We start from the raw sequence: 26859 nt of genomic DNA on the forward strand, positions 1-26859 counted from the left end.
GGCTCCTCAGTCGGTGTTGAACCGGAAGCCGACGCCGCGGACGGTCACGATCCGGCGCTCGGCCACCGGCCCCTCGTCCCCGATCTTGCGACGCAGCCAGGACATATGCATATCGAGGGTCTTGGAGCCGCGCAGATCGGCGTCGCCCCACACCTCCCGCAGGATCGTCTCGCGCGGCACCACCTGACCGGCCTTGTCCATGAGCACCTTGAGCAGTTCGTACTCCTTGTTGGCCAGGTTCACCTCGTGCCCGTTGACCAGCACCCGGCGCGCCTGCGGCTCCAGCCGGATGCCACCCACCTCGACCGCCTCGTCACCGATTCCGCTCCGCCGCAACAAGGCCCGCACCCGAGCCAGCAACTCCGCCAGCCGGAACGGTTTGCCCACGTAATCGTCCGCGCCGGCGTCCAGGCCGACCACGAAGTCGACCTCGTCGGTGCGCGCGGTGAGCATCAGCACCGCCAGATCCGCGCCGCGCGCCCGCACCTGCCGGCACACCTCCAGACCGTCCATGCCGGGCAGGCCGAGATCCAGGATCAGCAGGTCGTGCCCGCCCTCGAGGGCGCGTTGCAGCACCGCGGGACCGAAGCTCTCCACGGTCACCGAGTAGCCCTCGCGCCCCAGCGCCCGGGAGAGCGGGGCCGCGATGGCCTCGTCGTCTTCGGCCAGCAGTACAGCGGTCACGCTCCAAGATTACGCAGCCGCGGCGCTAACGATGGCCGGACCGGCCGCGGTCGTAGGGCGGGCTGTGCGGATTGTCGAAGACCTCGTGGTACAGCAGCGCGTGCACCTTCTGAACCTGCGGGATGTCGTCGTACTCCAGCGGATCGCCGGAGGCCGCGTCGATGATCAGGGTGCCGGTGCCGAGCAGGCGGTCGAAAAGCCCGTGCCGGAACTGGATATTGGCGATCCGGTTCATCGGGATGTCGATGCCGGTGTGGGTGAGGACACCCTCGCGGACCAGCACGCGCCGATCGGTGATGATGAAATGCGTTGACTTCCATCGGAGTACGGGCGCCGCGCAGCGCCACAGCAGCAGCCCCACCCAGATCGCCACGACGGCGACGAGCACGGCGGTGCGGGCGGTGGCCTCGGTGTTGCGGTAGGCGAAGCCCCCGGCGAACCCGGCGACGGCCGTGGCCACGATCAGCGTGATCGCGGGCCAGAACAACATCTTCCAATGCGGATGACGGTGCAGCAGCAACCGCTCCTCGGGTGCGAGCAGCTCCTCCGGGTAGCCCATACGCGAACCCTACCGCGTGAAGATGCGAATTTTCCTGACAGCGAACGTCGTTGTGCTGCACAATTTGCAGCTACCGCGACGCAGCCACGTGACGTCGGCACGACGCACGGACGGCCCGCGCGGATCTCGATCGCTCTTTCTGCAGCACCGAAGTACCACCCGGCTTTTTCCTGTCGATTTGCGATAGCGGAGGCGTGCGTGACCGAGGAACTGACTCAGCTGGAAATACTGCGCGAGCTCGAGCCGGTGGCCGAGCAGAACCTGAACAGGCATCTGTCCATGGCCAAGGACTGGCACCCACACGACTACATACCGTGGGACCAGGGCCGCAACTTCGCCGCCATGGGCGGAGTGGACTGGGAGCCCGAGCAATCCACGCTGAGCGAGGTCGCCCGGATCGCGATGATCACCAACCTGCTGACCGAGGACAATCTGCCCTCCTACCACCGCGAGATCTCCGAGAACTTCTCCCAGGACGGCGCCTGGGGCACCTGGGTCGGCCGCTGGACCGCCGAGGAGAATCGTCACGGCATCGTGATCCGCGACTACCTCGTGGTCACCCGCGGCGTGGACCCGGTCGCGCTCGAACAGGCACGGATGATCCACATGACCACCGGCGCCCACTCGCCCGACGACTGGGGCGGATTCCTGGAGAACGTCGCCTACGTGACCTTCCAGGAGCTGGCCACCCGGGTCAGCCACCGCAACACCGGCCGGGTCTGCGACGACCCGGTCGCCGACCGCATGCTGCAGCGCGTCGCCGCCGACGAGAACCTGCACATGATCTTCTACCGGACGCTGTGCGCCGCAGGACTGGATCTGGTGCCCGACCAGGCGCTCGAGGCGATCGTCAAGGTGCTCACCAACTTCACCATGCCCGGCTACGGCATGCCCGACTTCCGCCGCAACGGCGCCATGATGGCCAAGCACGGCATCTACGACCTGCGCCAGCATCACGAGGAAGTGGTCGCCCCGGTGCTGAAGAACTGGAACATCTTCGGGCGCAACGATTTCGGGCCGCGCGGCGAGCAGGCCCGGGAGCGGCTCGCGGCCTACCTGGAGAAGCTGGCGGCGGACGTGGTCAAGTTCGAGGAGCAGCGCGATCGGCTGCTGGCGCGCGAACGAGCACGTGAACTCGCACTGGTGTAGTACCAGTAACCCGCTGCGCCGCAGCGGGTTTCAGACTTGCGCCCGCAGATGGGTGACGTCGCCCGCCGACACCGCCCGGTCGCCGATCAGCAACCGCCCCTGACCGTCCACGTCGGTGGCGGTTCCGGTCAGCACCTCGCCGCCGGGCAGCTCCGCGCGCACGGATGCGCCGAGAGTGGCGCAGCGCGTACGGTACTCGCGGGCCAGGCCGGAGGGGTCCCATCCGGCGGCACGCCACGCGGTGAAATATCCGGCGAACTCCCGCAGCATCGAGAGCACCAGTGCGGTGCGGTCGACCTCGGGAGCACCGGCGAGGACCAGCGATGTGGCGTGCGGCACCGGCAGCTCGTCCTCGGTCAGGCTGACGTTGAGGCCGATGCCGAGCACCACCACCGGTCCGTCCGGTCCGGCCGCGACCTCGGCCAGGATGCCCGCGGTCTTACGACCGTCGATCAGGACATCGTTGGGCCATTTCAGGTCCGCCCGCAGGCCGGTGGTGTCGCGCACCGCGTCCACCGTCGCCACGCCCGCCAGCAGCGGCAGCCAGCCCAGTGCCGACGGGTCGACGCCGCCCAGCCGCAGCAGCACCGACATCGCGATCTGGGCCCGCGGCGGGCTCACGAACACGCGATCGTGCCGGCCGCGGCCGGTGCGCTGCGTCTCCGCGACCAGCACGCGGCCGTCGGCATCCGGGTCGTCGGCCAGCGCCAGCAGGTCGGCGTTGGTGGAACCGGTCGCCTCCACCACGTCGATGCGGGAGAACAACGACAACTCCGGGAGTTCGGCGACGCTACGCCGCAGCAGTCCCGAATCCAATGGTGGCCTCTGCATTCCCGCAGGTTACTACTGGCCGGGGCACGGGCTTCAGGCGATGAGGCAATACTCGCCGAGCTGTGCGGATACCGCCATCGCATCGGCATCGTCGCGATCGTCGTCTCGCTCGGTGGCCTCCCGCCAGGTCTCGGGGTCGACCACGGTCGGTTCCGGTTCACGAGCCGGCCTGGTCCACACCGCGGCGACGGCTCTCTCGGCGACTGTCCTGCTCCACTCCCACATGTTGCGCTCCCCTGCGCTCGACAACCGGGGGTATTCACCGTAACCCGATGAATCGGCATCGCGACAGTGAATATTCGGCGGAACACTCTCGGAGATGAACCGAAACCGTTGCCGCCCAACGATTTCGGAGCGGAAAGAGGTTATGGGATCGGTCGCAGCCCGAGCGCTCCCGCGACGAAACGCCGCACGGCCTGCTCGCCGGAAGCCAATGCGCCGTCGTAGCTCTCGCGGGCCCAGCCCGAAATGCCCGCGGTGCCATCGGGATTCGGCGTGACGACGATTTCGGCCACCAGCTCCGCGGTGGTCGGCTCACATACCGCCCACGAGTAGTGGGTCTCCGCGGCCCAGTCGTGAGCGCGGCGGGCCACGTACTCCGGATCGGTGATGCCACCATCGGCCAGGGCCGGGCGGTCATCGATGCGGTCGTCGGCGCGCAGAGCACGCAGGTACCAGCCGCCCGCGTTGATTTCGATCGGCTCCACTACCGGCCCCGCCGCCGGTTGCGATACTGCTGCCGGAGTTCGCGGGCCTGCTGCTTCATCTCCCGGCGGTGCTGCTCGATCTCCAGACGATGCGCCTCGGCCTCCAGGCGATGTTCGGCCAGGATCTCGTGGCGACGCCGACCGCCGCCGCGCGCGACCGACCCGATCAGGATGCCCGCGGCCGGGATCATCAAGAACCAGAGCCAACTGCCGGTGGTGAAGAACAGCACCAGCGCCACGATGACGGTGAGGCCCATCGCGGGGCCGCGCACCTGCGGCCGACCCCCCGGCCGGGGCCGCGGCGGGCCGGGCTCGTCGGCCACCGGCTGCGGCAGGTCGGCGAACACCTGCACGAGATCACCGCGCGTCACCGCCGCGGCGATCACGCCGCTGCGTTCGTCGAACTCCGCCACCGAGAGCCGCCCGGCGGCGAAATGCTGCGAGAGCTGCTCCATGGCCTTTTCGCGCTCCGCGGTACCGATGCGGATGTCGGGAGAGTCAGCCATGACACGAGATTAGCGCTTCCCACTGTCGCACGGCCCACACTGGTCTCGTGCGGTGACGCCGGTTTAGGGTCGAACCATGTTCCGGCAGCGCGGCACCCGTCTCTCGTGGAGGCGCTGATGGCGGCGCGGACGTTCGGCAAATATCGGCTCGACCGGATGATCGGGCGGGGTTCGGTCGGTGAGGTGTGGCTGGCCCGCGACACGGTCGCCGATCGGTCCGTGGCGCTGAAGATCCTCACCATCACCGCGGCCGAGGACCCGGACTACCGGCGGCGGTTCGAGCGGGAGGCGCGCATCGGCGCGAGCCTGAGCAATCCGCACATCGTGCCGATCCACGACTTCGGTGAGCAGGACGGGCGGCTGTTCCTGGACATGGCGCACGTGCCCGGCACCGATCTGGCCAGGCGACTGCGGCCCGGGCCGATCGGGGTGCCCGAGGCCGTCGACATCGTCTCCCAGATCGCCGAGGCCCTCGACGCGGCGCATGCGGCCGGGCTGATTCATCGCGATGTCAAACCCGCCAACATCATCGTGCACGCGAGCGGTTTCGCGTACCTCATCGATTTCGGCATCGCGCGGGCGCCGAATCAGACCACCATCACCGCAACGGGTTTCACGGTGGGCACGCTGGCCTACATGGCCCCGGAACGATTCACCGGCCAAGCCGACGCCCGCTCGGACATCTACTCGCTGGCCTGCGTGCTGTTCGAATGTCTCACCGCCCAGCGGCCGTTCGGCGACACCGACCCCGTCCAGCAACTACACGCTCACCTCCGCGCGGACCCCCCGCGTCCCTCGGCCGACAATCCCGCCATCCCGCAGGCCCTGGACGCCGTCATCGCCCGCGGCATGGCCAAGAACGCCGAGAACCGCTACGCCACCGCCGGCGACCTGGCCGCCGCCGCCCGCGCGGCCATCGACATGCCCCACCCCGTCCCCCGTACTCCTCCGCTGGCCGAGCAATCCGGACCCGCCACCCGGGCAACGGGCCAACCCGCGTCCCCTTGGTCCTCCGCCTCGGAATCCACATCCGCGCTACCGTCCGGCACCGGCACACCCGGCCGGCCCGTCCGCCCAACCCGTGCGTTTCCGGAAACACCACCGGCACAAGCGAACTCCCCCGCACAATCGCTCGCTCCCGCCGCCTCGCAGGGGGCCGCGCCGGGGCACCCACAGCCGCCTCCGCAAGGTTACGCGGAGCCGCACGGGCCGAGCCGACCGCTACCTCCCACTCGCGCGATGCCGGACAGCCCGGTCGACGCCGCCGGGCGACCGTTGCGTCCCACTCGCGTCATGCCGAACGATCCAGCCGCGCAAGCGGATTCGCGTAGCCCGGTCGATTCGGCCGGGCGGCCGCTGCGGGCCACCCGGGTCATGCCGAACGATCCGGTCGATGGGGCGGGGCAGTCGGCGCATTCCACTCGGGTAATGCCGGACGAGCAGGTCGATTCGGCCGGGCGGCCCCTGCGGCCCACTCGCGTCATGCCCGGGCCCGGTGGGGGCCGAGCGCCGTGGCGGCCGGGCGGAGCCGGGGGTGGCACGGCTCGGCAGCCGGTCCGGCCCGAGCCGCGACAGCGGTCGGTGGTCAAGATCGCCACCGTGGTGGTGGGTGTGGCCGTGCTCGGGTTCGCCCTCGTCGCGGCGTGCACTGCGGTACTGACGCAGGGTGGCGGCGGGCAGCCCGGGCGGCAGCCCGCCGGATCCGTGACCGCGACGGCCGAGCCGCGGGCAACCACCGCCCCGCCGACGGGCAAGGACTGGCCCCCGCCGGGATACACCCTGCCGTTCCCCACCGAATTCCCGACCTCGTTCCAATTCCCGATCCCCACACTGCAATTCCCCGCCCCGCAGTCCCACAAGCCGAACAAGGAAGACAAGAAGCAGGAACGCTGAAATTCCCTGTCCGACAATCGACCTCGAGCCAGACGAGACGGAGGACGAGAAGCGACATCGCTATGGCGGTTCCGGCCGATGGCAAGAGAGTGGCCCACAGCAGAAGGCCCGGCCGCTACACGAGCGCGCCGGGCCTTCCGAAGGTGTTGTCGCCTATTTGATCTCGGCGAGCACGGTCCCCTGCGTGATGGCCGCACCGGCCGCGATCGACAGCCCGGTCACCACGCCGGACTTGTGCGCGTTCACCGGGTTCTCCATCTTCATGGCCTCGAGCACCACGATCAGGTCACCGGCCTCCACCGACTGACCCTCCTCGACGGCGACCTTGACCACGGTGCCCTGCATGGGCGCGGTGACCGCGTCACCGGAGGCCGCGCCGCCACCGGCGCCGCCCCGCTTGCGCGGCTTGGGCTTCTTGCGGATGACACCCGCGCCGTTGCCCGCCGCGGCGGGCACGCCCGCGCCCACGGAGAACTGGCCCGGCAGCGAGACCTCCAGCCGACGTCCGCCGACCTCCACGACCACCTTCTGCCGCGCGGCTTCCTCGTCGTCCTCGATCGGCTGCCCACCGGTGTAGGGCTCGATCGGGTTGTCCCAGTCGGTCTCGATCCACTTCGTGTAGACGTCGAAGGTTTCGGAGCCGTCGGCAGTGGTGTGACCGACGAACGCCGGGTTGGACACGATGTGCTGGTGGAACGGCAGCACCGTGGCCAGGCCCTCGATCTCGTACTCGGCCAGCGCCCGGCGCGCCCGCTCCAGAGCCTGGGTGCGGTTCTCGCCGGTCACGATCAGCTTGGCCAGCATGGAATCGAACTGACCGCCGATCACGCTGCCCGCCACGACACCGGAGTCCACACGCACGCCCGGGCCGGTCGGCTCCTTGTAGACGGTGACCGGGCCGGGCGCGGGCAGGAAGTTGCGCCCGGCGTCCTCGCCGTTGATGCGGAATTCGATCGCGTGCCCGCGCGGGGTCGGGTCCTCGGTGATGGTCAGCTCCTCGCCGTTGGCGATGCGGAACTGCCAGCGCACCAGGTCGATTCCCGAGGTCTCCTCGGTAACCGGGTGCTCGACCTGCAGGCGGGTGTTGACCTCGAGGAACGACACCGTCTCGCCCTGCACCAGGTATTCCACCGTGCCGGCGCCGTAGTAGCCGGCCTCCTTGCAGATCCGCTTGGCGGACTCGTGGATCTTCGAACGCACCTCGTCGGACAGGAACGGCGCGGGCGCCTCCTCGACCAGCTTCTGGAACCGGCGCTGCAGCGAGCAGTCGCGGGTGCCGGCCACGATGACGTTGCCGTGCTGGTCCGCGAGCACCTGCGCCTCGACGTGGCGGGCCTTGTCCAGGTACTGCTCCACGAAGCACTCGCCCCGGCCGAACGCCGCGGTCGCCTCGCGGGTCGCGGAGTCGAACAGCTCGGGGATCTCCTCGATGGTCTGCGCGACCTTCATGCCACGACCGCCGCCGCCGAACGCGGCCTTGATCGCCACCGGCACGCCGTAGGTCTTGGCGAACTCGACCACCTCGGCGGCGTTCTTGACCGGGTCCTTGGTGCCCGCGGCCATCGGCGCCTGCGCCCGCTCGGCGATGTGGCGGGCGGTGACCTTGTCGCCCAGGTCCCGGATCGACTGCGGGGACGGGCCGATCCAGATCAGCCCGGCGTCCAGTACCGCCTGCGCGAAATCGGCGTTCTCCGAGAGGAACCCGTAGCCCGGGTGGATGGCGTCGGCGCCCGACTTGCGGGCGGCGTCGAGCACCTTGTCGAACACGAGGTACGACTCTGCCGAGGTCTGGCCGCCGAGCGCGAATGCCTCGTCGGCGAGTTTCACGAACGGCGCGTCCGCGTCCGGTTCGGCGTATACCGCGACGCTGGCGATACCGGCGTCCTTGGCGGCCCGGATCACACGCACCGCGATCTCGCCCCGATTGGCAATCAGAACCTTGGTGATCTGCGCGCTGGCATGGCTGGGCACTGAGCCTCCTGTGCTTTGGACAAACTATCGTCTGGAGCGAGTGTAGGCAGTCTGCCAACAGTCGCTGAACCGGGATAGGGGCTACTGAACAGTAGGCCCGACCGATGATGTGGACAACCGGGTGTCCTCATTGCGTCGGCACGAGATTGTGCCCGTAATTCAGGGAGCAGTCACAATCGTGCGGCCCACCTCGGGAATTTCTCCCGGTTCGCCACCTGTGGCGATGGGAGTGCGGACGGAGTTACTCCATTCGGTCCAGGAGCCGTCGTAATTGCGCACATTCGCGCGGCCGAGCAGATACGTGAGCACGAACCAGGTGTGCGCGGAATGCTCACCGATGCGGCAATAGACGATCGTTTCGGGGGCCGCGGGCGCCGCGGCGTAGATGCGATCCAGCTCCGCGCGCGGGCGGAAGCGACCGTCGCCGCCCAGGGCCGCGGTCCACGGAATGTTCACCGCGGTGGGAATGTGCCCGGCGCGCAACGACTGTTCCTCCGGCCGGTCGGTGATGCGTGCCAGCTCGCCGCGGTATTCGACCGCCGCGCGCACGTCGATCAGCGACTGCCCCAGCCGCGCCCGCACCTCGTCGAGGAAGACCCGCGCGCTGCGGTCGTCCCGCTCCACCACCGGGTACTCGCCCAAGCCGACGTCGGGAACCTCGAAGGTGGTGTCGCGCTCCTCGGAGATCCAGGCGTTGCGCCCGCCGTCGAGCAGGCGCACGTCGGGGTGGCCGAACAGGTCGAAGACCCACAGCGTCGCCGCCGCCGTGCCGTTGGCTTTGTCGCCGTAGATCACCACCGTGTCGTCGCGTTCGATACCCTTCGCTCGCATCAATTCCGCGAAACGGGCGCCATCGACCACATCTCGCGCCCTCGGGTCGGTAAGCTCTCCCCGCCAGTCGATCTTGATGGCGCCGGGTACGTGCCCGATGTCGTACAACAGAACGTCCTCGTTGGACTCCACGATCTTGAGTCCCGGCGCGCCTATGTTTGCCGACAGCCACTCCGTGGTTACTAGTCGGTGAGAGTGTGCGTGGGAGCCGAAGGATGGATGAGAGTCCGGAGCGACGGGCACGGTGTCTGGTCCTTCACGCGTGGGTAGACGGGTGGTAGCAGGTTCCACCCCGATCGTAGGTGCGAAGCGTTACAGCAGCCGGTTTCACATCACGAATCGGGTGAAGAGCGATTAAGTCGCAGCCTCATCCGATAAAGTCTCCCGGGAGGAGGGGTGAGCTATGTCTGATTCTTGGCCACGACGGCGCCTGCTCGCGATCCTACGTGGCGCCAGCGAGCCTCTCGATGCCCAAGAGCTCGCACGAGTAACCGGGCAGCACGTCACCACCGTCCGATTCCATCTCGATGTGCTGACGCGGGAGTCGCTGGTGCGGCAATTCCAGCAGCCGCCGCGCGGTCGCGGCCGCCCGCGCATCGGTTATACCGCGGTCCAGCGATCGGTCGGCTATCAGGATCTTGCCCAGGTGCTGGCCGATCAGCTCGGTAGCGATCCGCGGCGGCGCTCGGACGCGGCCGTCGCCGCCGGGCGGGCCTGGGGCGCCAAGCTGGAGACCGGCGACCAGCCCATCGCCTCGCTCGCCGACGCCCGGGACGTCACTATCACCACGGCCTCGGAACTGGGCTTCGCCCCCGAACGCGACGCGGCCACCGAGACCGACGAGCAGGTGCTGATCCGCCTCACCGCCTGCCCGCTGCGCGATCTGGCCCGCACCCACTCGGAGGTGGTGTGCGGCGTCCATCTGGGTCTGATGCGCGAGGTGCTCGACCGCAACGGCGGCCGCGACACGGTCAATGTGCGGCTGCATCCGTTCGTGGAGCCGGAGATGTGCGTCGCCCGGCTGGAGGCGCTGGCGAGCACGCTCGTGCCCGATCCCGCCGAACTGCCGGACCTGCCGGCGAACGGCGAGCCACGGCTGGCCGCGCCCGCGGGCAGCCGAGTCGGACCGCAGCTACGAACCGACCCACAGCTGCGCAACGCCGACACCCACGCCGGCAAGCAGTCGACGCAGCAGCGGTAGCCCGATCCCGATCACGCTCGACGGGTCGCCCTCGATGCGGTCGACGAACCAGCCTCCGCGCCCGTCGAGGGTGAAGGCGCCCGCCACCTGCAACGGCTCCCCCGTGGCGAGGTATGCCTCCAGCTCCTCGGGTTCGGGCTTGGCGAAGTGCACCGTGGTGCGGCTGCAGTCGGAGGTTTCCGCGACGGTCCTCGCGTCACGCAGGCGCAGGACGCAGTGGCCCGTCAGCAGGTCGGCGCTGCGGCCCGCCATCGCGGCCCAGCGCTCCCGGGCCACCGCCGGGGTCAGTGGCTTGCCCTGCAGTACTCCGTCGACGAGCAGCATCGAATCACAGCCCACCACTACGCAATCCGCGATGACGTCCGAGCGCTCCGCGACCAGCGCCGCGGCCACCGCCTCGGCCTTGGCACGGGCGAGCGCGGTCACCACACCCGCCGGGGTGGTGCCGGGCGGCAGGGCGGCCGCGACAGCGTCCTCGTCCACGTCCGAGACGCGCACCAGCGGATGCACACCGGCGGACCGCAGCACCTCCAGCCGGGCGGGCGAGGCGGAGCCGAGTACGAACTCCGTCACGTCAGTCGCGCAAGTGCGACAGTTGGGGGAAGGCGTACGGGGAGAACGGCGATGTGCCGCGATGCATCAGCGTCGGCCGACCCCAGGCGTCGGCCGGGCCGCTGGGACCGGGAACCGCGGCGGAATTCGCGGCGGCGGCCGCCAGCACGCACACCAGGGCGGCGATCTCGTCGTCGGTGGGCGAGCCCTTCAGGATCCGGATGACGGGTCCCGCGTTCGATTCGGTATCGGCGTCGGCTACCACCGGTTCCATCGCGACGAATTCGTCGACCGACAGATCCAGCTCGGCCGCCCGCAGTACCTCTTCATCAGCTACAGCCGTCACAGCGCCAGCTCCTCCTGTCCATGTGCCGGGCCCTGCCGGACCCGGCGTTCGCGGTGACCGGGAGCGGTCCCGGCGCCCGCGAACGGTATTCGTTGCGGCTCTCGTCGGCGAGGGCCCCACTTACCATCTTTGCTCGGCCGAGGCGGTTACGCGCGGCATGCTGTTGTTTCTCACAACCAAGTTTGCTCCCGGTACCGCGCATATCGTCGGATCACAGCGGAATGTTGCCGTGCTTCTTCGGCGGCAGGGTGACCATCTTGCGCTCCAGCAGCCGCAGCGCCGAGACGATCTGACCGCGGGTCTGCGAGGGCGGGATGACCGCGTCGACGTACCCGCGCTCGGCCGCCACGTACGGGTTCACGAGGGTGTCCTCGTACTCGTTCTGCAGCTCGAGCCGCAGCGCATCGACGTCGGCGCCCTCGGCGGCGGCCTGGGCCAGCTGCTTGCGGTAGACGAACCCGACCGCGCCCGAGGCGCCCATCACCGCGATCTGAGCGGTCGGCCACGCCAGGTTGACGTCGGCGCCCATGTGCTTGGAACCCATCACGTCGTAGGCGCCGCCGTAGGCCTTGCGGGTGATGACCGTGATCTTCCCCACAGTGGCCTCGCCGTAGGCGTACAGTAGCTTGGCGCCGCGGCGGATGATGCCGTTGTACTCCTGGCCGGTGCCCGGCAGGAAACCCGGCACGTCGACCAGGGTGACGATCGGGATATTGAACGCGTCGCAGGTGCGCACGAACCGCGCGGCCTTCTCCGAGGCGTCGATGTCCAGGCAGCCCGCGAACTGGGTGGGCTGATTGGCGACGAAACCCACACTGCGGCCGTCGATCCGGCCGAAGCCGACGATCACGTTCATCGCGCGCTCGGCCTGCACCTCGAAGAACTCGTCGTCGTCGACCAGCCGGCGGATGACCTCGTGCATGTCGTAGGGCTGGTTGGGCGAATCCGGGATCAGCGTGTCGAGCTCGAGGTCCTCCTCGGTCAGCGACTCCTCGATCGAGCCCTCGATCGGGTCGGTGGCCGGGAACCGCGGCGCCTCGGCACGGTTGTTGCTGGGCAGGTAGCTCAGCAGGTCCTTGACCCAGTCCAGGGCATCCTGCTCGCCGGAGGCGACGTAGTGCGCGGTGCCGGACTTCACCATGTGGGTGTGGGCGCCGCCCAGCTCCTCCATGGTGACCTCCTCACCGGTGACGGTCTTGATGACGTCGGGACCGGTGATGAACATCTGGCTGGTCTGATCGACCATGACGACGAAGTCGGTCAGCGCCGGGGAGTACACGTGCCCGCCCGCGGCGGCGCCCATGATCAGCGAGATCTGCGGGATGACGCCCGAGGCCTGGATGTTGCGGTGGAAGATCTCGCCGTACAGGCCGAGCGAGACCACACCCTCCTGGATCCGGGCGCCGGCGCCGTCGTTGATGCCGATCAGCGGGCGGCCGGTCTTGAGCGCCAGATCCATGACCTTGACGATCTTCTCGCCGTAGACCTCGCCGAGGCTGCCGCCGAAGACGGTGGCGTCCTGGCTGAAGATGCAGACGTCGCGGCCGTCGATGGTGCCGTAGCCGGTCACCACGCCGTCGCCGAGCGGTCGGTTGTTCTCCAGCCCGAAGTTCACGCTGCGATGCCGTGCGAGCGCGTCCATCTCGACGAACGAGCCCTCGTCCAGCAGCGCCAGGATGCGCTCGCGCGCGGTCAGCTTGCCCTTGGCGTGGACCTTGTCGACCGCGGCCTCACCCATCGGGTGCTTCGCCTCTTCCAGCCGATTGCGCAGATCAGCCAGCTTCCCAGCGGTGGTGTGGATATCGGGGGCCCCCGCCGAATCCGGCGTAGGCTGCTGCTGGACACTCGTCATGCCCCGGAGTGTAACGAGTGCCAAGCCCGGTGGAAATCCGAGTAGGGGCTACCGATGAGTACCGCTATTGGCTTACTGCCAGCAGAAAACCGCAGGTGAGATGCGGTTTTGGGCTCACGAAATCCGCGGGAATCCCCGTCTCGAGAACCTTTCAGCGCATGACTCCGGTATGCCCGGTCGAATAGCGCCCTGGTTGCGGCCAGATGGTCAGCCCGTGCGGTCCGTGTCCGACGGGTATGCGCGCCAACAGCTTCCAGTCCACGATGTCGATGGCGTACACCTCGTCGTGGTGGCGGCCCGCCACCCAGAAGACCCGCCCGTCGGCGGAAAGGTTGCCCATGTCCGGGCTGCCGCCACCGGGCAGCTCCCACGTGCGCACCAGCCGCCGCGCCGCGAAGTCCCAGACCGACAGGCTGCCCTCGCCGCGATTGGTGATGATCAGCTGCCGCGAGTCGCGGGTGACGTACAGGCCGTGCGCGCCCTTGCCGGTGGGCAGGTGCCCGGTCACGTCGAAGGATTTCGCGTCCACCGTGTACACGCCGTCGGCCATCATGTCGGCCACGAAGAAGGTCGAGCCGTCCGGCGACAGCTTCACGTCCTGCGGCATGCCGTGCGGCCCGCCGGGCAGCTCCACCATCCGCACCAGCCGCAGCGCGCCGATGTCGAGCACCGCCATGCGACCGGCGAATTCGCAACTGGCCAGGGCGAATCGGCCGTCGGCGGTGAAATCCAGGTGGTCGACGCCGGCGCAATCGGGCACCGGGACCGCCCCGACCCGCCGCCAGGTGTGCGGGTCGTAGAGGTCCAGCGACCGGTCCGCCTCGGCGACGACCACGGCGTAGCGACCGTCCGGGGTGAAGTACATGTTGTACGGGTCGCGCACCGGGAGCGGGTCACCGGGCTTGCCGGTGCGCGGATCGATCGGCATCAGACTGCCGGCGCCGATGGGCAGGTCGTTGGTGGCGTAGAGCGTCTGCAGGTCGTAGGACGGCACGACGTGCTGCGGCTCCACACCCTGCGAGGAGTAGGTGTCGACGACCTGGAAGGTGGCCGGGTCGATCACGGTCACGGTGTTCGACTTACTGTTGGGCACATAGACGCGGGGCAAATGATCGGCCACCGCCGGGGAGAGTTCACGGGCACCGGCGTACACATCGGTGCCCGACATCGGCGGCGGCATGCCCGGCAGCAGTTGCATCGCCGCCGGAGAAGGCTCCCCCGACACGGTGGCAACCGGCGACGAGGCGGCACCGGCCGGTGCTTTCTCTCCCGACACCCCCGGCGAGCAACCGGCCAGTACCACGGCCGCGGCCACGATCGCGAAACGCACGTGGCGGGCGCTCACGCGCCGCACCGTGCCGAGAAGTCCTGCCCGCGAATCGACATGCGGCGAATACTAGAGGGCCACACCGGCTTTCACAGCAACATTTCAGCGATGTCGCGCTACGAACGTGTCACGCGCCGGGAGCCGGTCGGCTCAGGACCCGGTCCAGCGCGTCCACGGCCTCGTCCAGCTCCGCCTCCGTCACCGTCAGCGGCGGCCGGAACCGGAGGCCGCGCTCCCCGGTGCCGAGGATGAGGACATGCTCACGCTCGCGCAGCTCGGTGACGACGGCGTCGCGCCGCTGCGCCGAGGGCAGCGTGAGCGCGCACAGCAGGCCGCGACCGCGCGGGTCGGTGACGGCCGGATGCCGCTCGGCCAGCCCGACCAGCCGGTCCAGCAGATGCGCGCCGAGGCGACCGGCCCGTGCGGCCAGCTCCTCGCGCTCGATCACCTCGAGGATGCGGCGGGCCCGCACCATGTCGGTGAGATTGCCGCCCCAGGTGGAGTTGAGCCGGGAACTCACCGCGAAGACGTTGTCGGGCACCTCGTCCACGCGACCGCCCGCCATCACGCCGCACACCTGGGTCTTCTTGCCGAAGGCGACGACGTCCGGGCGCAGCCCCAATTGCCGGTAGGCCCAGAGGCTTCCGGTCGCGGCCACGCCGGTCTGCACCTCGTCGAGCACGAACAGCGCGTCGTTGTCGTGGCACAGCGCCTGCATCGCGCGCAGGAATTCCGGACGCAGATGCCGGTCGCCGCCCTCGCCCTGGATCGGCTCGGCGATGAAACAGGCTATGTCGTGCGGGTTTTCGGCGAACGCGGCGCGCGCCTGCGCCAGCGCGCGGGCCTCCGCCGCCTCGATGTCGATGTCCCCGGCCAGATACGGGGTGTCGACGCGCGGCCAGCCGAAGGACGGGAAGCGCGCGGTTTTCACCGGGTCGGTGTTGGTCAGCGACAGCGTGTAGCCCGTGCGGCCGTGGAAGGCGCCGGTCAGGTGCAGCACCTTGGTGCCCAGTTCGGCTGGGCGGCCGCGCATTTCGTTGTGGCGGCTCTTCCAGTCGAAGGCGACCTTGAGCGCGTTCTCCACCGCGAGGCCGCCGCCGTCGATGAAGAACAGGTGCGGCAGTGCGGGATCGCCGAGCACCCGCGCGAAAGTGTCCACGAAGCGCGCCATCTCGACGGTGTAGATGTCGGAGTTGCTCGGCTTGTTCAGTGCGGCCGTGGCGAGCTCGTCGCGAAACGAGGCGTCCTCGGCAAGCGCGGGATGGTTCATGCCCAGCGCCGAGGAGGCGAAGAAGCCGAACATGTCCAGGTAGGCCGTGCCGTCGCGGGCGTCGACCAGGCGCCGACCACGCGAGGCGCGTAGATCCAGCACCAGCTCGAAACCGTCGGCGAGGATGTTCGCGGACAGGATCTCGTGTACCCGAGCGGGGGTGACCTGCATGTCGTCGGCAACCGCCCCCGGGCGCTCCAGTTCGAGGGTCACACTGGCAGATTACGCAAATTTTTACGCTTTCGCTACGACACTTCGTAAAGATTACGATCGAGACTCATCTGTCATAGAATGTCTGCAGGATGATGGTGCTTCGCGTCCGGACGTTGGCCGTGGCCCGGATCTCCTGCAGCAACTGCTCCAGATGCCGGGGCGAGGCCACCCGAACCAGCAGCACATAGCTCTCCTCGCCGGCCACCGAGTGGCACTCCTCGATGCCCGGGATGTGCTGCAGCAGTGCGGGAGCGTCGTCGGGCTGCGAGGGGTCGAGAGGAGTGATGGCGACGAATGCCGACAGCAGCTGGCCCAGCGCCTCGGGATCCACCTTGGCCGTGTAACCGCGGATCACCCCGCGCGCCTCGAGCCGACGCACCCTGGACTGCACCGCCGACACCGAAAGGTTCGCCTTCTCCGCCAGATTGGAGAGCGTGGCCCGGCCGTCGGCCATCAATTCCCGAATGAGCAGTCGATCGATGTCGTCGAGAGCAGGTTTCGCAGGTGCATCCGCCATCAGCGAAGGCTAACCCAGCAAACCGGACTCGTGGCAGGAACCGATCCGCGACGGCCGCCGGACACGGGCCGCGACGCCGCGAAAGCCACCCTCGGACAGGGAGGAACCGATGACCTCAGCACCGACCACAATCGACACCGGCCACCTGCGCGACCGCGCCGAACGCCGCCTGCGCGACCTCCGCGCCGCGCTGCCCGAACCCGGCGCCCTGCCCGCGCGCACGCCCATCACCGGCGGCGAACTGGCGAGTCTGCGTCCGAGCCCGGCGGCCGCGGTGGACGAGGCGATCGACAAGGCGGCCAGTGCCTTTCGGGATTGGCGCACCGTTCCCGCACCGCGACGGGCCGCGGTGGTCCGCCGCCTCGGGCAGTTGCTCGCAGAGCATCTCGGCGAGCTGGCCGAGCTGGTGACGCTGGAAGCGGGCAAGATCGGCGCCGAGGCCCGCGGCGAGGTCCAGGAGATGATCGATATCTGCGAGTTCGCGGTGGGGCTGTCGCGCCAGCTGTACGGGCGCACGATGGCCTCGGAGCGGCCCGGTCACCGGCTGCTGGAAACCTGGCACCCGCTGGGGGTCGTGGGGGTGGTGTCGGCGTTCAATTTCCCGGTCGCGGTCTGGTCGTGGAACACCGCGGTCGCGCTGGTGTGCGGGGACACGGTGGTCTGGAAGCCCTCGGAGACAACGCCGTTGACCGCGCTGGCCTGCCACGCCCTGCTGCGGCGGGCGGCAGCGGAGGTCGGCGCCGATCCGGAGATCCACCAGCTGATCCAGGGCGGTGTGGAGGTGGGTGAGCACCTGGTCGACGACGAGCGGATCGCGCTGGTGAGCGCGACCGGGTCGGTGCGGATGGGACGCGCGGTCGGTCCGCGGGTGGCGGCCCGGTTCGGTCGCTGCCTGCTGGAGCTGGGCGGCAACAACGCCGCCGTCGTCGCACCCTCGGCCGATCTGGAACTGGCCACGCGCGGTGTGGTTTTCGCCGCGGCCGGCACGGCGGGGCAACGGTGCACCACGCTGCGGCGGCTCATCGCCCATGCCGACGTGGCGGATGCACTGGTGGGACGCATCGAGCAGGCGTATCACCAACTGCGCGTGGGTAATCCGCTGGAGGACGACGTGCTGGTGGGGCCGCTGATCAACGGCCGGGCCTACGCGGCGATGCAGGAGGCGATCGCCCGCGCCGTGGCCGACGGCGGCGAATTGGTCTGCGGCGCGGAGCGTCTCATGGTTTCCGGGGAGGACTCGTATTACGTGCGCCCGGCGATCGTCCGCATGCCCGCCCAGACGGCGGTGGTCCGCGAGGAGACCTTCGCGCCCATCCTGTACGTGCTCACCTATGAGGATTTCGATGCCGCCATCACGCTGCACAACGGTGTGCCGCAGGGGCTTTCGTCGGCGATCTTCACCGGCGACCAGCGCGAAGCCGAGCGTTTCCTGGCCGCCGACGGCTCCGACTGTGGTATCGCCAACGTCAATATCGGCACCTCGGGCGCGGAGATCGGCGGCGCTTTCGGGGGCGAGAAGCACACCGGAGGTGGTCGCGAATCCGGTTCGGACGCCTGGAAGGCTTATATGCGGCGCGCCACCAACACGATCAACTATTCCTCGGAACTCCCTCTGGCCCAAGGTATTCGGTTCGGATAGCGGTGCGGTCGGTGTTCCGGATGTCGGGTCGGTCCTCGCCGGAATTCTCGGCGATGGCGCGGATCTGGTTCTCGTAGGCGGCGCGGGTCTGCCGGTCCGACGGGTGCAGGGCACGATCGCCGCGGAAGAGACGACGGACCAGGCGCACGGCCGGTTCCGGGGCGGCGGCCAGGGCGAGGTCGACGGGGTCGAGGTAGCCCGGGACGGCCACCTCTGCGCGGCGGGTCCGGCAGGTCTTCACGATCGCGGCGGCGACATCCTCCGGGTCGACCGTCGGCAGGCCGTGGCCGAGCGCGAGCCCCGACGACAGCCGGGTGCGCACCGCCGAGGGCAGCACGCAGCTGACGCTGACGCCGTGCTCGGCGAACTCCAGCCGGGTCGCCGCCGACAGACCGACGGCGGCGAACTTGCTGGCGTTGTACACGGCCAGCCCGGGCAGCGGAATCTTCCCCGCCAGCGAGGCCACGTTCACGACATGCCCGCGCCCCCGCTCGGTCATCCCCGGCACCACAGCGCGCATCCCGTGGATCAGGCCCCACACATTGACGTCGATCGTGGTGTGCCCCACCGCATCCGGCTCCGCCAGGAACGCTCCGGCGGGCATCACCCCGGCATTGTTGACCAGCACGTCGACACCGCCGAGATCGGCGACCACCGCGGCCCATCCCGCGCGGTCGCGCACGTCGAGTTCGTAGGCCCGCCCGCCGAGCGCCGCCGCGACCGCCCGCGCCGCGGCCCCGTCGACATCCGCGACGGCGACCCGAGATCCTTTGCCCGCGAACAACTCCGCGGTCGCCTGGCCGATCCCGCGCCCGCCGCCGGTGATGAGCACCCGGGCCTCGCGCAGATCGATGGCCGGATAACCCGTCCCGAAAACGTTCATCGTGCTTCCTTTCTCGCCCACCGGGCGCACCGCCTCGTCCGAGGGACGACACCGCGCCCGCTCACACGAATTCGCTTCGCTCGAGCGTCCGGCGGGTGCTGCGCAGGCTGTGCTCGAAGGTGTCCCGGCGACGGCGGCCGTCCATGAAATTCGGACCCATCACGGCCAGGTCGGCGGCCGTGACGTCCACGCGCAACACCCGGGTGCCCGCGGCGCGGACCGCCGCGATCTCCGCGTCCAGCTTGGCGCTCATACGGTTTCGCAGCTGGCGCTCGAGATAGTGTCCCGGCCCGGCCGCCGGGATGCGGCCGGTCGACGCCATCGGCGCCAGCACCACCAGCTCGTCCAGGTCGTAGGGAACCAGCAGGTCCACCGATGCGGTGGACGCGGCGCCACCGTCGATGTAGCGGCGCCCGCCGATTCGCACCGGCGGGAACCAGCCCGGCACCGCCCACGAGGCCCGCAGGGCCGCGCCGATCGGGGCCTCGGGAGCGCCCGGCGCGCCGAAGGGCACTCGTTCGCCGGTCGCGTAGTCCATGGCGACCAGCCAGGTCGCCGGATGCGCGACCCATGATCGGCCCGGATTCAGATCCGTCGCCAGCCGTTCCAGCCATCCCGCATCTCCGCCACCGACCGGGAGCAGACCGCTGCCCGCGGTCAGCAACCGCTGCTGGGAACGACTGCGGTGCAAGGCCATTCGCGGCGCCCCCACCGAAAGCCGGGGCAGTGGCGGAAACCGGCCCGGCCCGCTGCGCAGATGCCGCGCCAGGACCGGATGGGTGGTGCTGTCGTCCTGCATGGCGACCAGCTCGTCGACGCCCACGCCGCTGCCCAGCACGGTCACCAGCTCCGCGCCCGCCGAGGTGCCCACCAGCACGTCCGCCGTGCGCGGATCCCAGTCCAGCGCGTCGCGCACCGCCGCCAGCGCCGCGACGATCCATGCCGCACCCAGCGTGCCGCCACACCCGATCACCAGACCACGCCGTTGCGGCCGGTTGCCGTTACTCATAGTTGCGAACATATCAGAATTCAAATACCGCCGGTATCCGAAACCCATCGGTACCTAGAATCTCGCTATGGCCCGACTGACCCGCTCCGAGAGCCAGGCCCGCACCCGCGCCGATCTGCTCGCGACCGCGCGTGACCTGTTCCTGACCGAGGGCTACGCGCGCACGAGTCTGGAGCGGGTCGCCGACGCGGCCGGGTATTCCAAGGGCGCGGTCTACTCCAACTTCCGCACCAAGTCCCAGCTCTGCCTCGACGTGCTCGCTGATATTCACGAACGGAAGTTCACCGAGATCAGCGCGCTGCTGGCCGACGAGGGCGATCTGGAGCAGCGGCTGGCGCGGTTTCAGGAATGGGCCGAGCGCACCCTGGGCGATGTCGGCTGGACCATGCTGGAATTCGAGTTCGCCATCGTCGCCCGCGAGGACCCGCAGTTGCAGGCCGCGCTGGTGTCGAACCTGGCGCTGGTGCGCGGCATGGTCGCCGCTCAGCTCGAGACGCTGGCCGACGCCTTCGGCGCGCGGCTGCCGATGTCCGCCGCGGATGCCGCCACGACCGTGCTGAGCATGGGCCTCGGGCTGGGCATCCAGCGGGCGATCGATCCGTCCCTGCCCGCCCGGCTGATCACCGACGCGGTGCGGACGCTGGTGCGGCCCGGGCCGCCCGTCACGCGGCGAAGCGCAGCGTCCACTCGCCGCGGTAGTGCAGCCGGGTCACGCTGAGCGGCGGGATGTCCATGCGCCAGAACGACTTCGGCGGGGCATCGAGCACGACGAGCAGGGCGGCGCGGATGACCGCGGGATGAGTCACGGCGACGGTCGGGGTGTCCTCGTGCGCGACAGCGGTCAGCCACTGCCGGGCCCGCTCGACCACATCGACGACGGCCTCGCCGCCGTGCCCGCGGAACTCCGGGTCGGTCAGCCAGGCGTGCAGCTCGTCCGGTGGCACCGAGGTCAGTTCCGCGCCGCGCCACGCGCCCGCGTCCAGATCGCGTAGCCGAGCGTCTTGTTCGCCCGCCAAATCCAGCAGCGCCGCCGTTTCGACCGCTCGGCGCTCGGGCGCGGTGCGGACCCGATCGGCCCGGAGACGGTCGCGGGCGGCGGCGGCGCGGCGACCGGCCTCGGTCAGTGGCTCGTCGGTCGGGAAACGCGCTCCGCGCAGCGCGTCGGTCATGGCGTGGCTGACCAGATCGACCCGCAGCACCTTCCGCACGGAGGGCAGCGTACGGCGCTGCGCAAAACCGTGCCACGAGCCGGTGGCGGTTCACCTGTCGGTGCTCGGGTGCACACTGGGGCCCATGGATCAGTTCTCCCGCCCCACCCAGGAGTGGTTCGGCGGCGCCTTCCCGGCGCCGACGGCCGCTCAGCTGGGCGCGTGGCAGGCCATTTCGGCCGGGGAACACACACTGGTCGTCGCGCCGACCGGCTCGGGCAAGACGCTGTCGGCGTTCCTGTGGGCGATCGACAGGCTGGCCGCGCGGGAGCCGTCGGACACCGCGCGCAAGACGTCGGTGCTCTACATCTCGCCGCTGAAGGCGCTCGCCGTCGATGTCGAGCGCAATCTGAGGGCCCCGCTGGTGGGCGTCACGCAGACCGCGAAACGGCTCGGCCTGCCCGCTCCGGAGATCAGCGTGGGCGTGCGCTCGGGCGACACCACGGCGGCGGCCCGGCGCACGTTGCAGCGCACCCCGCCCGACATCCTGATCACCACTCCCGAATCCCTGTTCCTCATGCTCACCTCGGCGGCCCGCGAGACCTTGAGCGAGGTGCACACCGTGATCGTCGACGAGGTGCACGCCATCGCGGGCTCCAAACGCGGCGCGCATCTGGCCCTGTCGCTGGCCCGGCTGGATCTGCTCACCGAGCGGCCCGCCCAGCGCATCGGGCTGTCGGCGACGGTCCGGCCGCCCGCGGAGGTGGGCCGGTTCCTGGTGGGTTCCGCGCCGATCACGATCGTGTCGCCCCCGGCTCCGAAGACGTTCGACCTGTCGGTGCGGGTGCCCGTGGCCGATATGACGGAGCCGGACCAGACCGCCGAGTCGGACAATCCGGGCTCGATCTGGCCGCACGTCGATTCGGCGATCGTGGATCTCGTGCTGGCGCACCGCTCGTCGATCGTGTTCGCCAATTCTCGGCGGCTGTCCGAGCGGCTCACGGCCCGGCTGAACGAGGCGTACGCCGAACGGCTCGGCGAGCCCGTCGCGTCGGAGCACGCCCCGCCCGCCCAGCTGGGCCCGTCCACCGAGGTGACGCACGGTGGTTCGGCGTTGCTGGCGCGCGCCCATCACGGATCGGTGAGCAAGGAGCAGCGCGCGCTCATCGAGGACGATCTGAAGAGCGGTCGGCTGCGGTGCGTGGTCGCCACCAGCAGCCTGGAACTCGGGATCGATATGGGCGCGGTGGACCTGGTGGTCCAGGTGGAGGCACCCCCGTCGGTGGCGAGCGGGCTGCAGCGGGTCGGGCGGGCCGGGCATCAGGTCGGCGAGGTGTCGCGCGGCGTGATCTTCCCGAAGCACCGCACCGACGTCGTCCACTGCGCCGTGGCGTCGATGCGGATGTCGGCCGGGCAGATCGAGGAGCTGCGGATGCCCGCCCACCCACTGGACATCCTGGCCCAGCAGACGGTCGCGGCCTGCGCGCTGGAGCCGATCGACGCCGACACCTGGTTCGAAACCGTCCGGGGCACCGGCAGTTACGCGTCGCTGCCGCGGTCGGCCTACGAGTCGGTACTGGATCTGCTGTCGGGCCGCTACCCCTCCGACGAGTTCGCCGAGCTGCGCCCGCGCGTGGTGTGGGATCGCGACTCCGGCACGGTCACCGGCCGCCCCGGCGCGCAGCGACTCGCGGTCACCTCCGGCGGCGCGATCCCCGACCGCGGCCTGTTCCCGGTCTTCATGGTCGGCGAACGTGCCTCGCGCGTAGGCGAACTCGACGAGGAGATGGTCTACGAGTCCCGCGTCGGCGACGTGTTCGCCCTGGGCGCGACGAGCTGGCGCATCGAGGAGATCACCCACGACCGCGTCCTGGTCTCCCCCGCCTTCGGTCTACCCGGCCGCCTCCCGTTCTGGCACGGCGATTCCCTCGGCCGCCCCGCCGAACTGGGCGCAGCCCTGGGCGAATTCATCCGCAAGGCGAGCCAAGCGGTCGACCGCGCCCCCACCACCCAACTGAACGCACTACTCCACCCGGCACCTCGGCCACCCGCCGCCCTCTACACCGACGACAGTCAAGCCACCGCCCCGGCCAACACACCGGAACCGAAGCACACCACAGCACCCCGCAACGCCACGACCACCCCAAATGCCACAGCACCCCACAGCACCACCGAACCTCCGAAAGCCGCACAGCCCCCTGGCGCTACAGAACCACCCAACTCCGCGAAGACCCCCACCGCCGAGGAATCACCCGACGCCGCAGCGACCCACAGCACCACGGAACATCCGAAAGCCGCACAGCCCTCCGGTGCTACAGAACCTCCCGATGCCGCGGAGACCTCCGCTGCCGAGGAACCTTCGGGTGGGGATGTCGCGGAGTCCGTAGGGCGGGGCACCCGGGCGCATCCGCGTACCGGCGGGTCCGCGGCGAAGGCACGGGTTGCCGGTGAGTCCGGTCGTGCGCGACCACCGGTCCTCGCGAGGGCGGCTGCCGAGCTGAATGATCTCGAGCAGGTGGTGCATGCCGCCGGGCTGGATGAGTTCGCGACGGCGAATCTGGTGTCGCTGCTGGCGGATCAGCGGCAGGCCACGGGGCATCTGCCGACCGATCGTTTGCTGCTGGTGGAGCGTTTCCGCGACGAGCTCGGCGACTGGCGGCTGATCCTGCACTCGCCGTACGGGCTGCCGGTGCACGCCCCGTGGGCGCTGGCGGTGGGCTCGCGGCTGCGCGAACGGTTCGGGGTGGACGCCGCGCCCACGGCCTCCGACGACGGCGTCGTGGTCCGACTGCCCGACACCACCGACGACCCGCCCGGCGCCGAGCTGTTCGTGTTCGAGCCGGACGAGATCGATGAACTGGTGACCGAGCAGGTCGGCGCCTCGGCGCTGTTCGCGTCCCGCTTTCGGGAGTGCGCGGCGCGGGCACTGCTGCTGCCGCGCCGCGATCCGGGCCGCCGCGCCCCGCTGTGGCAGCAGCGACAGCGCTCCGCCCAATTGCTCGATGTGGCACGCAAATTCCCCGATTTCCCGATCCTGCTGGAGACGGCGCGCGAATGCCTGCAGGACGTCTACGACCTGGCGGCGCTGCGGGAGCTGCTGGCCGGAGTGGCCCGGCGCAAGCTGCGGCTGGTGGAGGTGGAGACCGCCGCGCCGTCACCGTTCGCCAACGCGCTGCTGTTCGACTACATCGGCCAGTTCATGTACGAGGGCGACAGCCCGCTGGCCGAACGCCGCGCCGCCGCCCTGTCGCTGGATTCCGCCCTGCTGGCCGAGCTGCTGGGCCGGGTCGAACTGCGCGAGCTGCTGGACGCGGCGGTACTCGAACAGACCGAGCGGGAACTACAGCGGCTGACGCCCGAGCGGCAGGCCCGCGACGCCGAGGGCCTCGCCGATCTACTGCGCCTGCTCGGCCCGCTCACGGCCGAGGAGGCCGCGCAGCGATGCCTGGACGATCCGCGACCATGGTTCGAGGAGCTGGCGAGAACCCGTCGCGCGCTGGCGGTCTCGTTCGCCGGGGCGAGCTGGTGGGCGGTGGTGGAGGACGCGTCCCGGCTGCGCGACGCGCTGGGCGTGCCACTGCCGATCGGTACGCCCGCCGCCTTCATCGAACCCGTCGCCGATCCGCTGGGCGATCTGGTCGGCCGCTACGCCCGCACGCACGGCCCGTTCACCCTGGACGCGGTCGCCCGCCGCTTCGGGATCGGCCCCGCGGTCGCCGCCACCGCGCTGCATCGACTCGCCGGCGAGAAACGCGTCGTGGAAGGCGAATTCACGCCGGGCTCGGCGGGCACCGAATGGTGCGACAGCCAGGTACTGCGGAGACTGCGCCGACGGTCGCTGGCCGCCGCCCGCAAGGAGGTGGAACCGGTCGCGACGGCGGCGTTCGCCCGCTTCCTGCCCGCCTGGCAACACGTCGGCACCGGCGAACTGCGCGGTGTGGACGGGGTCGCCACGGTGGTGGAACAGCTTGCGGGAGTACCCATTCCGGCATCCGCCTGGGAATCGCTGATCCTCCCGTCCCGAGTCCGCGACTACTCCCCCGCCATGCTCGACGAACTACTCGCCACCGGCGAGGTCATCTGGTCCGGCCACGGCTCGATCACCGCCAAGGACGGCTGGATCGCCCTACATCCCGCCGACCAAGCGAACCTCACCCTCCCACCCCCCGACGACATCGACTTCACCGAAACCCAGCTGCAACTGCTCCTCACCCTGGGCGCCACGATCATCCCCGAATCCCCCGCCTCGGGCCCTGAAACACCAGCTCACACCACACCTTCCCGCAGTAGCCCCCGCCCGGCGACCAGCCCGCCTCGAACCAGGACCCGTCCGGCACCAGGCGCGGACCCCACAGCACCCCGCGACAATGGGCCGTCCACCGCCTCGAACAGCTGGGCCGCCCCACAGCCAGCCACGCCACAGAGCGACACCGCCCCGCCGAACGACACTGAGGCACCGGCCAATTCAGCAGCAGGCACCGCATCCAGCCACATTCAAGGCACATCGCAGAGCGACACCACCCCGCCGAATGACGCTGAGGCACCGGCCAATTCAGCAGCGGGCGCGGCATCCAGCCGCATTCGAAGCACATCACAGAACGACACCGCCCCGCCGAATGACACTGAGGCACCGGCCAATTCAGCAGCGGGCGCGGCATCCAGCCACACTCGAAGCACATCACAGAACGACACCGCCCCGCCGAACAACACTGAGGCACCGGCGGATTCGACGGTGGGGGTGACCTCCGGGCGTGTTCAGGTGGTGCCGGGTGCGGGTGGGGCTTACTTCTTCCGGCAGCTTTCCGATGCCACCGGGCTGCTCGATGATGCCGCGGTGGTGGCGGCGCTGTGGGAACTGGTGTGGGCCGGTTATGTCGCCGGAGATACCTTTACGCCGGTGCGGGCCATGCTGTCGGGAACCACCCGCAGTACCACGGCACACCGCGCACCGCGTCGCACCCCGCGCGGGCGGGTGTATCTGCCCCGGGCGACCATGCCGACGCGGACCGGGCCGCCGAGTGCGGCCGGGCGCTGGTCACTGCTTCCGGAACGTGCCTCGGACAACACGATTCGCGCTCACGCCACCGCCGATGTGTTGCTGGAGCGATACGGTGTGCTCACCCGCGGGTCGGTACAGGGCGAGGGCGTTCCGGGCGGTTTCGCCCTGTTGTACCGCGTGCTCACCGAATTCGAGGACCGCGGCCGCTGCCGTCGCGGTTACTTCGTGGATTCGCTGGGCGGCGCGCAGTTCTCCACCACCGACGTCGTCGACCGGCTGCGAACGTTCGACACCGAGCGCCCGCGGCGCGACGAGGGCACGACGCTGGCGCTGGCGGCCTGCGATCCGGCCAACCCCTACGGCGCGGCGCTACCGTGGCCGAAGGGCCCGGAAGGCGGTGGCCACCGACCGGGCCGCAAGGCCGGTGCCCTGGTGGTGCTCGCCGACGGCGAACTCGCCCTGTACCTCGAGCGCGGCGGCAAGACCCTGCTCACCTTCACCGAGGACCCGCGGATTCGCGCGCGGTCCGCCGCCGCCCTCGCCGCGCTCGTCCACGACCGCCGGGTCGACTCGCTGGTGATCGACCGGGTGGACGGGGAATCCGTGCACGGGAACACCTTCGCCACCTTCCTCACGGAGGCGGGTTTCGCCGCGACGCCCCGCGGTTTCCGATTGCGCGGCAAGCCGTGAGCGGCCCCCGTCGCCGGTCGCCGCGCACGAATCCCGTAAACCCTTGGCGGACAGCGTCTTTCAGCTCTCGACAGCGAGGCCC

The 26859-nt window shown here is 70.0% G+C and carries 23 protein-coding genes and 1 pseudogene; 7 read left to right on the forward strand and 17 right to left on the reverse strand.

The annotated features are described in order from the left end of the window. Positions 1-6: 6 nt before the first annotated feature. A complete protein-coding gene (locus NWFMUON74_RS29800) occupies positions 7-684 on the reverse strand; it encodes a response regulator transcription factor (protein ID WP_187685045.1) in 678 nt (225 codons plus the stop codon). Between the two features lie 25 nt (positions 685-709). Continuing rightward, the gene (locus NWFMUON74_RS29805; protein WP_187685046.1) at positions 710-1243 is read right to left on the reverse strand and encodes a PH domain-containing protein; all 534 of its coding nucleotides are present in this window, start codon (positions 1241-1243) and stop codon (positions 710-712) included. 198 nt (positions 1244-1441) lie between these two features. Here NWFMUON74_RS29805 and NWFMUON74_RS29810 point away from each other — a divergent pair, with 198 nt between their 5' ends. Further along, entirely contained in the window at positions 1442-2392 is a 951-nt protein-coding gene (locus tag NWFMUON74_RS29810; protein ID WP_187685047.1) for an acyl-ACP desaturase, read from the forward strand. A 30-nt stretch (positions 2393-2422) separates the two neighbouring features. Here the strand turns inward: NWFMUON74_RS29810 and NWFMUON74_RS29815 are convergent, their stop codons facing one another. The 4 genes from NWFMUON74_RS29815 to NWFMUON74_RS29830 all read right to left on the reverse strand — a co-directional run bounded on the left by NWFMUON74_RS29815 (position 2423) and on the right by NWFMUON74_RS29830 (position 4436). Continuing rightward, positions 2423-3223, reverse strand: a complete 801-nt coding sequence (locus NWFMUON74_RS29815) for a biotin--[acetyl-CoA-carboxylase] ligase (protein WP_187685048.1) — start codon at positions 3221-3223, stop codon at positions 2423-2425. 33 nt (positions 3224-3256) lie between these two features. After that, positions 3257-3448: a hypothetical protein gene (locus tag NWFMUON74_RS29820; RefSeq protein ID WP_187685049.1), complete on the reverse strand. Its 192-nt coding sequence runs from the start codon at positions 3446-3448 to the stop codon at positions 3257-3259. Positions 3449-3588: 140 nt separating this feature from the next. After that, positions 3589-3930 carry a hypothetical protein gene (locus tag NWFMUON74_RS29825; protein WP_187685050.1) on the reverse strand — a complete coding sequence of 114 codons (342 nt, stop codon included), beginning with the start codon at positions 3928-3930 and terminating at the stop codon, positions 3589-3591. Beyond that, the gene (locus NWFMUON74_RS29830; RefSeq protein WP_187685051.1) at positions 3930-4436 is read right to left on the reverse strand and encodes a DUF1707 domain-containing protein; all 507 of its coding nucleotides are present in this window, start codon (positions 4434-4436) and stop codon (positions 3930-3932) included. The genes NWFMUON74_RS29825 and NWFMUON74_RS29830 overlap by 1 nt, the downstream gene beginning before the upstream one ends. 117 nt (positions 4437-4553) lie before the next feature. On the opposite strand from NWFMUON74_RS29830, the gene NWFMUON74_RS36645 reads away from it, so the two are divergent. Continuing rightward, on the forward strand, positions 4554-6329 hold the full coding sequence (locus NWFMUON74_RS36645) for a serine/threonine-protein kinase (RefSeq protein ID WP_187685052.1): 1776 nt from the start codon (positions 4554-4556) through the stop codon (positions 6327-6329). Positions 6330-6482: 153 nt separating this feature from the next. Here NWFMUON74_RS36645 and NWFMUON74_RS29840 read toward each other — a convergent pair whose 3' ends face one another. Both NWFMUON74_RS29840 and NWFMUON74_RS29845 read right to left on the reverse strand, forming a co-directional pair. Continuing rightward, positions 6483-8300 (reverse strand): acetyl-CoA carboxylase biotin carboxylase subunit, encoded by a 1818-nt coding sequence (locus NWFMUON74_RS29840; RefSeq protein WP_187685053.1) that lies wholly within the window; start codon positions 8298-8300, stop codon positions 6483-6485. Positions 8301-8459: 159 nt separating this feature from the next. Continuing rightward, on the reverse strand, positions 8460-9374 hold the full coding sequence (locus NWFMUON74_RS29845) for a sulfurtransferase (RefSeq protein WP_187685054.1): 915 nt from the start codon (positions 9372-9374) through the stop codon (positions 8460-8462). A 160-nt stretch (positions 9375-9534) separates the two neighbouring features. Here NWFMUON74_RS29845 and NWFMUON74_RS29850 point away from each other — a divergent pair, with 160 nt between their 5' ends. Beyond that, positions 9535-10332, forward strand: coding sequence for a helix-turn-helix transcriptional regulator (locus NWFMUON74_RS29850; protein ID WP_187685055.1), 798 nt, complete (start codon positions 9535-9537; stop codon positions 10330-10332). On the opposite strand, the gene NWFMUON74_RS29855 is transcribed toward NWFMUON74_RS29850, so the two are convergent. The 6 genes from NWFMUON74_RS29855 to NWFMUON74_RS29880 all read right to left on the reverse strand — a co-directional run bounded on the left by NWFMUON74_RS29855 (position 10264) and on the right by NWFMUON74_RS29880 (position 16409). After that, positions 10264-10905, reverse strand: a complete 642-nt coding sequence (locus NWFMUON74_RS29855; protein WP_187685056.1) for a Maf family protein — start codon at positions 10903-10905, stop codon at positions 10264-10266. The two genes, NWFMUON74_RS29850 and NWFMUON74_RS29855, sit on opposite strands and share 69 nt — an antisense overlap. A 1-nt stretch (position 10906) precedes the next feature. Next, positions 10907-11230: an acyl-CoA carboxylase subunit epsilon gene (locus tag NWFMUON74_RS29860; protein WP_187685057.1), complete on the reverse strand. Its 324-nt coding sequence runs from the start codon at positions 11228-11230 to the stop codon at positions 10907-10909. 211 nt (positions 11231-11441) lie between these two features. Then, on the reverse strand, positions 11442-13082 hold the full coding sequence (locus NWFMUON74_RS29865) for an acyl-CoA carboxylase subunit beta (RefSeq protein WP_187685058.1): 1641 nt from the start codon (positions 13080-13082) through the stop codon (positions 11442-11444). A 151-nt stretch (positions 13083-13233) separates the two neighbouring features. Further along, complete coding sequence (locus tag NWFMUON74_RS29870) at positions 13234-14427, reverse strand: YncE family protein (protein ID WP_232110676.1); 1194 nt, start codon at positions 14425-14427, stop codon at positions 13234-13236. A 109-nt stretch (positions 14428-14536) separates the two neighbouring features. Beyond that, the gene (gene lat / locus NWFMUON74_RS29875) at positions 14537-15850 is read right to left on the reverse strand and encodes an L-lysine 6-transaminase (RefSeq protein ID WP_187689514.1); all 1314 of its coding nucleotides are present in this window, start codon (positions 15848-15850) and stop codon (positions 14537-14539) included. Between the two features lie 106 nt (positions 15851-15956). Then, positions 15957-16409: an Lrp/AsnC family transcriptional regulator gene (locus tag NWFMUON74_RS29880; RefSeq protein ID WP_187685059.1), complete on the reverse strand. Its 453-nt coding sequence runs from the start codon at positions 16407-16409 to the stop codon at positions 15957-15959. Positions 16410-16518: 109 nt separating this feature from the next. Between NWFMUON74_RS29880 and amaB the strand changes: the two genes are divergently transcribed. Then, entirely contained in the window at positions 16519-18048 is a 1530-nt protein-coding gene (amaB, locus tag NWFMUON74_RS29885) for an L-piperidine-6-carboxylate dehydrogenase (RefSeq protein ID WP_187685060.1), read from the forward strand. Here the strand turns inward: amaB and NWFMUON74_RS29890 are convergent. After that, positions 17999-18931: an SDR family oxidoreductase gene (locus NWFMUON74_RS29890; RefSeq protein ID WP_187685061.1), complete on the reverse strand. Its 933-nt coding sequence runs from the start codon at positions 18929-18931 to the stop codon at positions 17999-18001. The genes amaB and NWFMUON74_RS29890 overlap by 50 nt on opposite strands. Positions 18932-18992: 61 nt before the next feature. Beyond that, entirely contained in the window at positions 18993-19940 is a 948-nt protein-coding gene (locus NWFMUON74_RS29895) for a patatin-like phospholipase family protein (RefSeq protein ID WP_187685062.1), read from the reverse strand. Positions 19941-20007: 67 nt separating this feature from the next. Between NWFMUON74_RS29895 and NWFMUON74_RS29900 the strand changes: the two genes are divergently transcribed. Then, positions 20008-20658, forward strand: a complete 651-nt coding sequence (locus NWFMUON74_RS29900; RefSeq protein ID WP_187685063.1) for a TetR/AcrR family transcriptional regulator — start codon at positions 20008-20010, stop codon at positions 20656-20658. Here NWFMUON74_RS29900 and NWFMUON74_RS29905 read toward each other — a convergent pair. Continuing rightward, positions 20603-21148, reverse strand: a complete 546-nt coding sequence (locus NWFMUON74_RS29905) for a histidine phosphatase family protein (protein WP_187685064.1) — start codon at positions 21146-21148, stop codon at positions 20603-20605. The two genes, NWFMUON74_RS29900 and NWFMUON74_RS29905, sit on opposite strands and share 56 nt — an antisense overlap. Before the next feature lie 85 nt (positions 21149-21233). Here NWFMUON74_RS29905 and NWFMUON74_RS36985 point away from each other — a divergent pair. Both NWFMUON74_RS36985 and NWFMUON74_RS36400 read left to right on the forward strand, forming a co-directional pair. Further along, positions 21234-21779: pseudogene (locus tag NWFMUON74_RS36985) on the forward strand (DEAD/DEAH box helicase); the annotation flags it as partial. A 42-nt stretch (positions 21780-21821) separates the two neighbouring features. Further along, a complete protein-coding gene (locus NWFMUON74_RS36400) occupies positions 21822-26777 on the forward strand; it encodes an Lhr family ATP-dependent helicase (RefSeq protein WP_425343093.1) in 4956 nt (1651 codons plus the stop codon). Positions 26778-26859: the final 82 nt, after the last annotated feature.

The organism is Nocardia wallacei (genome assembly GCF_014466955.1).
Lineage (GTDB): Bacteria > Actinomycetota > Actinomycetes > Mycobacteriales > Mycobacteriaceae > Nocardia > Nocardia wallacei.